The 13,148-nt window shown below is 36.3% G+C and carries 5 protein-coding genes; 2 read left to right on the top strand and 3 right to left on the bottom strand.

The features are described 5' to 3' along the window. Positions 1 to 142: 142 nt before the first annotated feature. Positions 143 to 2,347 carry a M1 family aminopeptidase gene (locus tag A3EM_RS0117475; protein WP_020529529.1) on the bottom strand — a complete coding sequence of 735 codons (2,205 nt, stop codon included), beginning with the start codon at positions 2,345 to 2,347 and terminating at the stop codon, positions 143 to 145. A 265-nt stretch (positions 2,348 to 2,612) separates the two neighbouring features. Continuing rightward, a complete protein-coding gene (locus A3EM_RS0117470; protein ID WP_020529528.1) occupies positions 2,613 to 4,799 on the bottom strand; it encodes a M1 family metallopeptidase in 2,187 nt (728 codons plus the stop codon). Between the two features lie 275 nt (positions 4,800 to 5,074). On the opposite strand from A3EM_RS0117470, the gene A3EM_RS0117465 reads away from it, so the two are divergent. Then, complete coding sequence (locus A3EM_RS0117465) at positions 5,075 to 6,295, top strand: BaiN/RdsA family NAD(P)/FAD-dependent oxidoreductase (RefSeq protein ID WP_020529527.1); 1,221 nt, start codon at positions 5,075 to 5,077, stop codon at positions 6,293 to 6,295. A 384-nt stretch (positions 6,296 to 6,679) separates the two neighbouring features. Continuing rightward, entirely contained in the window at positions 6,680 to 12,088 is a 5,409-nt protein-coding gene (locus tag A3EM_RS0117460) for a lamin tail domain-containing protein (protein ID WP_169513376.1), read from the top strand. Here A3EM_RS0117460 and A3EM_RS0117455 read toward each other — a convergent pair. Beyond that, positions 12,085 to 13,089, bottom strand: coding sequence for a glycosyltransferase family 9 protein (locus tag A3EM_RS0117455; protein WP_020529525.1), 1,005 nt, complete (start codon positions 13,087 to 13,089; stop codon positions 12,085 to 12,087). The genes A3EM_RS0117460 and A3EM_RS0117455 overlap by 4 nt on opposite strands. Between the last annotated feature and the right edge of the window lie 59 nt (positions 13,090 to 13,148).

The following is a 13,148-nucleotide window of genomic DNA, read 5'->3' as shown; positions in this document are numbered from 1 at the left end:
TGGCGGGTCTTTTTCAGGATTGAGTTTAGAATTTGGGGATTCAACTTATTTAAAAAAAAACAGGGTCGCGAAAACGCAGACCCTGCTGAGACATCATCATACTTTTAAGTAAAATTAGAAATTACTTTGTGTAATTTATATATTACCTGTTTCCCTGAGTACTTTTTCCCTTTTCTTTGTACAATTCAAATTTGGAAGGGAGCTCCTTTTTCGGCCAGGAGTTGTTGGTTACATCCGTATCAGCCGTTTCCTCAAATGGGTCCAGCTCAATATTTACCACTTCTTTTTCCGTTGGGAAAACTTTGGTGATTTTCTCTGCATTTTTCCTCCAGATTTCTGCGGGAATTCTTTTTACTTCCTTTGACCCATCCTTGTAAGTAAATTCCAAAATAACCGGCATTACCAATCCTCCAATGTTTTCCAGCGTAAGTTCGTAGAAATAAGGTGTTTTCTCTACCCTGGCTTTAGTAGCTTCAGAAACTCCTCCTGTGTAAAAAGTATTGAATTCATCCTCAGGAGTGATGGCAGCTGGTGCTTCTTTCTCTTTGGCTGGAGCTTCTTCTTCACTCATTTTAAATTTCCTGATTTGTGACAGGGAAATATCTACATGGTCAACCGTATAAAACCACCCCCTCCAAAACCAGTCTAAATCAGTTCCAGAGGCATCTTCCATCGACCTGAAGAAGTCCGATGGAGTAGGATGTTTGAATGCCCATCTTTCGGAATACTCTTTAAAAGCCTTATCAAATAATTCAGGACCCATTACAGTTTCCCTTAAAATATTGAGGGCAGTGGCAGGCTTGGCATAAGCATTTGATCCAAAGTTTTGAATTTGCTCAGAGTTTGTCATAATCGGACTCAGAAGTCCCTTGTCCATACTCATATAAGGTACAATTTTATTTGCGGGCCCTCTTCTGTAAGGATAGTCTGCTTCTTTAGGGTTTAAAGCCGCCCAGTCTTTTTGTGCTAAATATTGAGTGAAAGTATTTAACCCTTCATCCATCCAGGTCCATTGCCTTTCATCGGAATTAATGATCATGGGAAAATAATTATGACCTACCTCATGGATAATTACCCCAATCATGGCGTATTTAATTCTATCATCATAAGAACCGTCTTCATATGGCCTTCCACCATTAAAACAAATCATTGGATATTCCATTCCAATTCTGTCAGTATGCACTGAAATGGCTTTATGATATGGATAATCTATGGTGTATTTTGAATAACTGATTAAAGTTTGGGCCACAACTCTGGTAGAATATTCTTCCCAAAGCGGATTACCTTCTTTGGGGTAATAAGACATTGCCATAATGGTTTTGCCTCCTACTTCTACGCCCATTGCATCCCATATAAACTTACGGGAAGTGGCGAAGGCAAAATCTCTTACATTTTCTGCGTGAAATACCCAGGTGGCCTTTTCTTTTGATTTTGATTTTTCCTTTTTCTTAGCCTCTTTTTCTGTAACAATGATGACAGGTTCTTTAGCCGTTTTTGCCTTTTCAAATAAAACAATCTGGTCCGCAGTTAAAACTTTTTCAGGATTTTTCAACTTTCCAGTGGCTGCCATAACGTGGTCTGCAGGCACTGTGATTTCCACTTCGTAATCTCCGAAAGGAAGGGTAAATTCTCCTGAACCTAAAAACTGCTTATTTTGCCATCCTCCATAATCGCTGTATACACACATTCTTGGGAAAAATTGTGCAATCGTGTACAAATAATTATCATCTTTGGGAAAATACTCATAGCCTGACCTTCCGCCTACTTTTTCCCGGTCGTTGATGTTGTAAGACCAGCTTACATTGAAGGAGAAAGAACCACCAGGCTTTAATTCTGAAGGCATATCCACCGACATCATGGTTTTATTGATCACGAAAGGGAGAAGTTTTCCATCCTCTGAAGTAACAGCTTCAATGTTAAATCCTCCTTCAAATTCTGGTTCTAAAATACTGTTTAAGGAAGCTCCCCTCCGGCTAAAAGTTGTGGACATTTCATGGGTTACAGAGTTGGTTTTTGTACTGTAAGTATGAGAATCTTTTGCCCTCATATTTTGGTCTAGTTGTAGCCAAAGGTATTTTAAAACATCCGGGGAATTATTAATATAGGTAATGGTTTCTGATCCTGTGATTACCTGAGTTTCATCATTCAGGTCAATTTTCATTTTGTAATTGGCCTCATTTTGCCAATAAGCATTTCCAGGAGCCCCGGAAGCTGCCCTGTATTCATTGGGATCTGCTAATTCATAATCAAGTTGTTCAAACTTGTCAGTATGTTTTCCTCCCTGGGAAAATACAGGAATAACCGGTATTAAGCATACCAGCAGAATTGGTAAGATTTTTTTCATCATTTAATTTGTTGTTGTTTTTAATAATTTGTTGTGAGTATAAATCCTCCTGCTTTCAATACCAAATTATGAAGATTTGGCAAAAAAGCTGTTGATTAGTTTATGAGTGGTAAATAAAGGATTTAAAAGTATTGTTGAAGTCAGGTAATGAGTAGGGTGGCAATTTAAAAAAATTATACTAAATATTTAAGTGTTAAAAAGTAAAAACCTCTGACAGTTTTAACTATCAGAGGTTTTGATTATCTTTTGAAATTATAGAAATCAATTTCTATTCATCCCCGCCAGCCGAATTTCCTTTCTCTTTGTATAATTCAAATTTAGAAGGTAATTCTTTGCTTGGCCATGCATTATTGGTCACATCAGTATCGGCTGTTTCTTCAAAAGGATCGAGTTTGATACTGGCAACTTCTTTATCTGTAGGGAAAACTTTCACCACTTTTTCTGCATTTTTTCTCCAGATTTCCGCAGGAATTCTTTTGATTTCTTTAGAGCCATCCTTGTAAGTAAACTCTAAAATTACAGGCATTACCAATCCGCCAATATTTTCAAGAGTTAGTTCATAGAAATATGGTTTTTCTTCAACTCTGGCTTTTTGTGCATCCGAAATTCCCGATACATAAAACTTATTGAAATCATCTTCCGGAGTAACGGCTGCTGGTGCTTCAGGAGCATCTTTTGGCGCTTCATCGGTGCTCATTTGGAATTTCCTGATTTGTGACAAGGAAATATCTACATGGTCAACACCATAAAACCAGCCTCTCCAAAACCAGTCTAAATCTACCCCAGAAGCATCTTCCATGGTTCTGAAAAAATCAGAAGGGGTAGGATGTTTGAACATCCATCTTTGGCTATATTCTTTAAAGGCTTTGTCGAATAATTCTTTGCCCATTACCGTTTCCCTCAATATATTCAATGCGGTGGCTGGCTTGGAGTACGCATTAGGTCCAAGGTTTTGTACCTGTTCAGAGTTAGTCATAATCGGGCTGATTAATTCTTTATCCATTGACATATAAGGCACAATATTTTTAGGAGGTCCTCCTCTGAATGGGTAATCTTTCTCTTTAGGATTATTGGCTGCCCATTCGACTTCGGTTAAATATTGTAAGAAACTATCCAATCCTTCGTCCATCCAGGTCCACTGTCTTTCATCAGAGTTTACAATCATGGGAAAGAAATTATGGCCAACTTCATGAATCACCACCATGATCATTCCGTATTTCACCCTGTCAGGAACAGTCCCGTCTTTATCAGGTCTTCCAAAGTTGAAGCAAATCATGGGGTACTCCATACCAATTTGTGCAGCATGAACAGAAATTGCTTTGTGATAAGGATAGTCAAAAGTGTATTTTGAATAGGTCTTTAAAGTATGAGCTACTACTCTGGTAGAGTATTCTTCCCAAAGTGGATTTCCTTCTTTTGGATAATATGACATTGCCATTACTGTTCTGCCATTAAGGTCAACGCCCATGGCATCCCAAATGAATTTTCTGGAACTTGCAAAAGCAAAATCTCTTACACTGTCTGCTTTAAAAATCCAGGTTTTAGTATCTGTGGCTCGCGATTTTTCTGCTTTTTCAGCCTCACTTTGAGATACGATAATTACCGGTTCGTCCGATTTTTCAGCTTTCTTAAATCTTTTGATTTGCTCTTTAGTAAGTACCTCATCAGTATTTGATAGCTTTCCTGTGGCTGCTACTACATGGTCAGAAGGTACGGTAATAGAAACATCAAATGAACCAAAGGGTAGTGTAAACTCACCAGATCCTAAAAATTGCTTATTTTGCCATCCTCCATAATCACTGTACACACACATTCTTGGATAGAATTGTGCGATGGTATAAAGGTAATTGTCATCTTCTTCAAAATATTCATAACCAGATCGCCCGCCAATAGCCATTCTGTCATTGATATTGTAAGACCATTCTACTTTGAAAGTGAAAGATTCTCCCGGATTTAAATCTTTGGGCATATCCACAGACATCATGGTTTGGTTGATGGTGTAGGGTAAATCTTTGCCTTTTTCATCAGTAACTTTGCCAATCTTAAAACCACCATCAAAATCTGGATCGAGCATTTTATTTAAGAAATAAGCATGCGTTTCGTGCTTAATAGAGCTTGTGGCAGTGCTGTAAGTATGCGATTCCTTCCCTCGCATATTCTGATCAAGCTGCAACCACAGGTAATTTAATACATCAGGGGAATTGTTGGTATAAGTGATGGTTTCGGATCCCTTTATGGATTGATCGGCATCATTCAATTCTATAGAGATTTTATAGTCAGCCTGATTTTGCCAGTATTTATGACCAGGAGATCCGGATGCCGCTCTGTACTCATTTGGGTCGGCTAATTCATAATCCAATTGTTCGAACTTATCTGTGTGTTTCCCTCCTTGCGCAAATAACCCATTTGAGAAGAGAATAACCACAGAAAGTGGTAAAAACCAAATTTTTCTCATAATTGTTTGTTGTTGTAAACTAAAATAATTGTTTGTGATTCTCTGCAATTATCGACAAAAATAGGAAAGGGAGCGTACATATTAGTTATTATTGGATTGAAAAAGCTTTAAATGGACTAATTTTGATTTTTATAGGAAACCGCGATCGGTTTTTAGTGAAAAAAATTGTTTGGTCTGAAATTTTGACAGGCAAATAATTTACTTTTTTCTACTCATTTTCTTTTGAATATAACATCCAATTTTATTTTCGATTGGAAAATTAATCCATTTATATATTGAAAGTTTTAGTTATTGGGGGAGGTGCTGCCGGATTTTTTGCAGCCATTAATTGTGCTACCAAATACCCGAATTATCAGGTAGATTTATTTGAGAAGTCCTCAAAATTACTTTCGAAAGTAAAAGTTTCGGGAGGAGGGAGGTGTAATTTAACACACTCTTGTTTTGAAATTTCCCGCCTGGTTAAAAATTATCCAAGAGGGGCAAAGCAATTGAAAAAGGCTTTCAATTCTTTTATGACTTCTGATACAATCGAATGGTTTGAAAGCCGTGGAGTGAAAACCAAAACAGAACCAGATGGAAGAATGTTTCCTGTTACCGATAACTCTCAAACGATTATCAACTGCCTTGTAGGGCAGGCAAGGCAGCATAATGTCAATATTTTAACCAATTGTGCTGTCAGCCAGATTGTTCCGGATTCCAGAGAAAAGAAAGGATTTAAAGTTTCTACTCATGAAAAGAATGATATTTTTTATGATAAAATCATCATTGCCACTGGAGGAAGTCCAAAACTATCAGGGTTTAACTGGTTAAAAGATTTGGGACATGAAATTGTAGAACCCGTTCCCTCACTTTTTACATTTAATATGCCTAAAAACCCTATTACCAAATTAATGGGTTTATCTGTGAATAAGTCCAGGGTAAAAATTATGGGAACAAAATTAAATCAGGAAGGGCCACTTTTGATCACACATTGGGGTATGAGTGGCCCGGCTGTACTAAAGCTTTCCGCATGGGGAGCAAGGCTATTGCAGGAAAAGCAATATCAGTTTTCAGTGCAGGTTTCCTGGGTGCCGGAATATAATGATGAGCAATTACAGGATGTTCTGACTGACTTAAAATCGCAATCTCCTAAAAAACAAATGGGAAATACCAACCTCTTAAAATTACCAGCCCGACTTTGGGAGTTTTTGTTGGAAAAAGCCCAAATTCCCACTCAAAAAATTTGTGGAGAACTCTCTAAAAAGGATATCAACAGGTTGATTAATTTGCTTACCAATGATGTCTATGAAGTGAATGGAAAAACCACATTTAAGGAAGAGTTTGTAACCTGTGGCGGAGTAAGTCTGGGAGATGTAGATTTCAATACCATGGAAAGTAGAAAATGTCCCGGGATATTTTTTGCCGGAGAAGTGCTAAATATTGATGGTGTGACTGGAGGATTTAATTTTCAGGCGGCCTGGACTACCGGGTATATCGCAGGTACATCAATTATCTAAAATTTAACAATTAGTATTGTCTTTGATTTATGGAGGATTAAAAACATCTATTTGTTTTTAGTCTAATATCCAGAATAAAATTGTTTTTTAAGAAATTCCTTACCCTTTTGTGGAGGGAATTTTTTGCGTCTGAAGGCTTAATTCTTATTGTTCGAATAATACTTTTTTAAGAATTCATTTCATCAAATAAAGATAAATAAGTGTTGGGTTTCATTAAAACCGTTTATTTATATATTTAATTTTGATTATTGAGGATATACTTACATTAATTTTGATGCTAATTGCTTTTTAGTCTATAATCTGTATCGCAAAAAAGGGTTAAATCGGAATCTTAATCACCCTAATAACAAGCAATACATGATTTTTTTAAAGGGTAAAATTTTTTTGATTTTACAGCTACTTTTTGTCTTTAATTGTTTCGGTCAATTTTCAGAAGATTTTAACAGAACTTCTCTCGAATCAGGTGGTATTAATTGGAATCAGGGATTTTCCTCTGGTATGACAGGGGAATTTTTGATTGTAAACAATGAATTGCAGGCCGTATTTGATGATGGGAGTGGAACAAGAAAAGCCTATATTTCTACCGCTATCACTCCAGACCTGGGTTCTTATACCATCAATTGGAAAGGAAAAATAAAATTAGATTTCACAAGTCTTTCCTCCTCCCTGGTATCCAAAAATTATTGCAGGTATTATTTAATGAGTGACAAGGAAAATTTGTCGGATACGCCATATGGTTATTTCCTGGAATTTAAACTGGTGCCAAATGAAGATTCGCTGACTTGTAAATTAGTATTCGAGTCTGAAGCAGGAAAAACTGAATTACCATTCGAAAATCCTGTAATCAAATTTAAGGCACAGGAATATTTAGGTTTTGAAGTACTCAGGAATCCTGATGGAGCATGGAAATATTGGGTAAATGATCATTTCTTTGGTCTGATAAATTTTCCAAATTTAGCCTCCGTTCATTCTACAGGATTACAAATTAATTATTCTTCAGGGGCAAGAGAAGATAAATTTTTTATGGATGATTTATCCTTAAATTACCATCCCTATTTCGATAGTCTTGCGATAATTGGTCCGAGTGAGCTAGAGTTTTTTGGTGATATAGTATTGGATTCCGCATCAGTTTTCGAATTTGATAATTATACTCTAAATGATTCTATATCTCCCGGTTTAGTATCATTTGATCCGGACTTTCCTCAAAAAATCAGACTTGAATTTTCAGAAGAATTCATTCCCGACCAATTAAACACTATTTTATTAAAGGGAATTAGGGATACCACAGGAAATGAAATTCCTGCAGATAATCCTCAATTTTTAACTTTTACCTATTCGCAACCAGATTTATCCCCTCCTGAAATTCTGGAAATAACTGGAATTGAAAAGAATCAAATTGCTGTAAGATTTGATGAAACAATAGCGTTTGATTCAGCCAGTCTTGGAGCTGTTTTTAAAATTGTAGAAACAGAAAATCAGGCTGTTCATTTTCAGGCAGATACTCTTGATGATAAAATAATAAAACTGACCTTTCAAAAGGACCTTGAGGTTGGTAATGCTTATACTTTACAAGCCAATCAAATTGTTGACCTCGAAGGAAACGTTCAAAATGGACAGGAATTTACTTTTGTTTTTTCTGACAATCTTGCCCCTGATTTAGAGTATGTGTCAGTCCTTTCTGGAAAATCAATGAAATTATCATTTTCAGAGCCACTGGGTGAAACTCAGGTAAATCAAACCACCAATTTCAAGCTCATTGATTCAGGGATAAACCCTGTCCTGTCTATAATAAATCAGGATAACCCGAAGGAGGTTTTGTTGTATTTCAATCAAAAATTTGATGAAAATAAACCGGTGGAAATCGGGGTTTCCAAACTTGAGGATATTTATGGAAATCAGATAGAAAATATGGTCTCCCGGAGTTTTATTTATGATACGAAAAAGCCTTCTATTAATACCTCTGGAAGTATCATTCCAATCGATGAAAATCATATCAAACTTCATTTTACAGAAGCTTTAACTCTTGAGTCTGCAGCAATTCTCAATAATTATGAGATTAAAGGAAACATAGGTTTTCCTGCTGTGGCCATGAGAGATTCTACAGATTTTTCTGTGGTCCATTTATTTTATGAAAAACCGATTGAACAGGAAAAAGAGCATGAGATTACAATCAGAAACGTAAGCGATCTGGCTGGAAATGTGATCTCCACTAAAACCAGAAAATTTATCTTCGATCAAAAGCCTCCCTTCATAGAGGAGATTTGCATCTTTTCAAAGCAGCACCTGAAGCTATTTTTCTCAGAACCACTTTTGATTAGTAGCGCAAATCAACCAGAGCATTACTACATAGATGCTGGTGTTGGAAATCCTGATTCTATTTTTATTTCTCCCTATAATACCAGTGTTGCCCATCTATTTTTTGAAAATGAATTCCCTGAGCAGGACTCTATTTTACTTGTTACAGAACATTTAGAGGATGGTTTTGGCAATATTTTACCCAAACCAGATTCCATTTTCCTAAACACAGATTTACCTTCTCTGGCGGAATTGGTTGTGGTCTCGGATAAAACTTTATTGATGAGGTTTTCCGAAAAAATCGGTAATCATAACCTTTCTGTAGTAACTAACCCAGTGATTGGACCTTCAAAGAAATTATCTTATCATAATGCTGATTCCAGTGTTTTGATGGTGGAGTTTTTGGCTTCATTTGAAGCAGATTCCAGCTATACCCTAAAGCTTGAAAATATCAGTGATCTTTCCGGAAATACTTCACCTTTAACTAAGGCAGCGTTTGTTTTCAATCCAATTGTGAAGGAGGTAAAAGTGGCAGAAGCTAATCTAGTCAATCTTTATTTTGAAGAAGAACTACATCCTGATTTTCAGTTTAATAATGCTGATTTTAAGATTATAGATTATGGCATGGTTCCTCTTTCAGTTGTTTTGGATCAGGAAAATCATGATTTTTTAAGCTTGGTTTTTCAGGATGAATTTCCAGCTGATACCAACCTGAAATTGTGCGTACCACCAATTTTGAAAAAGAATGGTGAAATGGCTCCGGAAACAAATATTGAATTTATTTATGACCTGAAGCCACCCAAAGTTGCTTCTATAAAAGCAATTAAAAATGAAATTACAATTATTTTTTCAGAGCCGGTAGACAAGATTTCGGCCTCTGCTTTGAACCATTACATGGTAAATGAAGAAGTTGGTCATCCGATTGATTTTGAATTCAATAATGACACTTTAGTTTCTTTTTATTTTGAAAGTGATTTTGAGATCAAAAAACCATATTTCCTTGAAATTGAGCAGGTAGAAGATTTGGCAGGTAACTCTATTTTAGATACCAGTATTACTTTTAAAATCTATCCCAATCCCAAATTGAATCAGCTTTTAATTACCGAATTGATGGCTGATCCTTCACCTTCTATTGGCCTTCCTGAAACTGAATATATCGAAATTTGGAATGTCTCTAAGGATACTTTTAACCTGGCGGGGATGAAGTTGGCTGATGGCACCGGGGAAACAAGTTTCCCCAATTTTATTATTTGTCCAAATGAGTATTTGATTCTTTGTGGGAGCAACCATTCCAGCCAATTTACAAGTTTTGGGAAAACACTTGCATTGCCGTCTTTCCCGTCCTTAAATAATAGTGGGGAAATTTTAAAGCTACTAACTGGTGAAAATGAGTTAATAAATGAAGTGAATTATCAGGTTGACTGGTATGGAAACGATGAAAAATCTGATGGCGGCTGGAGTCTTGAAATAATTGATCCATTTAACTTTTGCAATGAAAATGGTAATTGGAAAGCATCGGATAATAGTTTGGGTGGTACACCTGGCCGTATTAATTCTGGAATTACTTCTAATCCAGATACGGTTGCTCCACAACTGGATCATTGGGAAGTATTGAGTGACAGTACTTTACAAATTGTTTTCTCTGAAAGAATGGATACAAGTGCTTTATTAAAGAAAGAAAATTATTTGTGTCCCGATGAAATAGATTTTGGCTTAAATATATCTGCGGATAGAAAATCTGTGGAAATGGTATTTTTTTCGCATTTGGAAAAAGGGAAAAGATATGAAATGAGCATTCAGAATCTGTCTGATCAATGTGGTAATTTAAGTAAAGATATTTCCATCAATCTGATTGTGCCGGAGCTTCCTGCCTATCATGAAATAATCGTTACCGAAATTTTTGCAGACCCCAGTCCAACTGCGGGTCTGCCTGAGTATGAATACCTGGAATTATATAACCCCACCGATAAAACCTTTGATCTGGGTGATTTGAGGCTGAAGGTAGGGGAGGATGAGTTAAAAATAAACACTTCACTATTGCTTCCTAATGAATATGTGATACTAACCTCTACCTCAGGTGAGCAATGGTTTGATAAATTTGGTCGAACTATAGGCCTAACCAATTGGGTTTCCCTTAAAAATACCGGAGATCAAATCATTTTGCGGAATAAGAAGGGAGAATTGCTTTTTGAAATAACTTATGAGGATGAATGGTATTATGATCCGGAAAAGGAAGATGGAGGTTTTGCCCTGGAAATGAAAAATGTAAAGCAGCCATGTTTGGCAAAAGAAAATTGGGAGGCTTCTAAAAGTGAAGTTGGGGGAACTCCCGGTAAGGAAAATTCATGGAAAGAAGCCCAAATTAGAGATGATTTCCCTCCTAAACTTCAAAAAGGATTTGCCAATGATGACTTGAGTATTCAATTGATTTTTGATGGCAAACTGGATAGCCTTTCAGCAGTGAATGCTGTCATAAAAATTGCCCCTGAAACCGGGGTCAAAAAACAGGTTTTTGATTATCATTACCAAAATGAATTGAGACTTGAACTTGAAAACCCCTTAGAGGAAAAAGTTCAATATAAAATTAGTATAAAAGATTTACAGGATTGCTCTGGAAATACCAATATTGAATGGCAAACTTTAGATTTAGTTTTACCCGAAAAATCAGATTCTGCGGATGTTTTAATCAGTGAAATTCTTTTTAACCCTCCTGTTGGAGGAATTGATTTTGTGGAGATTTATAATCCTTCAGGTAAGCATATTGACTTGAAAAACTGGAGGCTTGGAAATGCGAAAACTGAAGAAATTATTTCAGAGAAGCCATTAATTTTAGCCCCTTATACCTTTCTTACCTTTTCCAGTGATATTGATCAATTGAAATCGCAGCATTCTAATGGGGAATATGCCACTTTTTTTGAATTGAAATTGCCATCATTTAATGATGAGGAAGGAAGTGTCATCCTAAAAAATGAGTCTGGAAATATTATGGATGAATTTTCATACCATGAGGATTTTCATAATACCATGTTGGATGATAAAAATGGGGTGTCTTTGGAAAGAATAGATTATGCTCAACCTACTCAGAGCAATGAGAATTGGATGTCAGCAGCTGAACCTAGCGGATTTGCCACTCCTGGTTATAAAAATTCCCAATACAATGACCACCAATTTGCTGTAAGTGAAGAATGTTTTGAAGTTTTCCCAAAAGTTATTGTGCCTGATCTGGATGGAATAGATGATTATACTGTGCTGCACTACAACTGTATTGCTTCCGGCTCTTTAGCTACTATTAAAATTTATGATGCATTTGGTAAATCTGTAAAAAATATTGTAAATAATCAGTTAATTTCTGTTGATGGGCAGTTTATTTGGGATGGTACCAATGATCTGGGAGAAAAAGTCAACATGGGAAATTACATAATTCAGATTATACTGGTAGAAGCTAATGGTAATCAGCTGGAGTTCAGGGAGAATGTGGCAGTGGGTACCAGGTTTTAATTATTGAAATTAGCATAAACCTCAATCAGTTTCTCAGTTTTAATATCCTTTCCGCATTTAAAATGACCTTTTGGACATTGCCTGTGCCCGTGAAGTCCACATGGCCTGCAGTTTAGCATTTCATCTACCTGAATGATGGTGGATTTTTCCGACAATGGGCCATAACCAAAGGCAGGAACTGTAGAACAAAAAATTGCACAGGTTTTAGCATTCATTGCGGAGGCTAAGTGCATGGGAGCGGAATCATTTACATAGTTCATTTCTGCCGATTCCATCAAGGCTGCTGATTGCAGTAGTGAAAGCTTTCCTGCTAGGTTTTCAATATTCTCTTTCCCGGATTTTGCAATAATTTCTTCACAGTTGGATTTATCACCCGGTGCACCCAACAAGTAAAGTTTTCCCTGATATTGGAATTTTTGAATGAATTCTATCCATTTTTCCATGGGATACTGCTTGGTAAACCAGACTGAATTAGGTGCCAGACAAATGTATGGTTCAGTTTGAAGGTTCTTAATTTGCTGATAATCTTCACGTGAAGGATAGAGTTTGGGAAGAGCTCTTTTGGTGTCTGTAATTCCTGAAATGAGGGAAAGATTGCGGTCAATTTCATGTATTCCTTCCTGAAAATCGTGTTTGATTTTATCAGTAAATAAAAAAGATAGCGGATTTTTGTGGAAACCGATGGTTTGTGTGGCCTGAGAAAATGCGGTGAAAATTCCCGATGATGTAAATCTCTGGATATTAACCACCAAATCGTAATTGGATGCCCTGATTTTATTTAAGGTTTTAAACAAATTCTTAATTTTTCCTTCTTTTTTATTCCAAATTAAAACCTTATTGAGTTTTGGGTGCCCATGCAGCAATCCTTCATTACCCTTTCGAAGCAGAAAGTCAATTTTGGCTTCCGGTAAATGCTGATTTAGTTTTTCTATTAAAGCTGTAGCCAGGATTACATCTCCGATAAAGGCTGTTTGAATGATCAGGATTTTACGAAGGGTCATTTAGAATTTTGAGTTGGATGAAAGGCAAAAAATTAGTGCTACAAAGATATTATTTTGTA

This window comes from Flexithrix dorotheae DSM 6795, from assembly GCF_000379765.1.
Classification (GTDB): domain Bacteria; phylum Bacteroidota; class Bacteroidia; order Cytophagales; family Flammeovirgaceae; genus Flexithrix; species Flexithrix dorotheae.
Note: the sequence above shows the minus strand (reverse complement) of the source record. Positions and strands in the feature narration are given on the sequence as shown.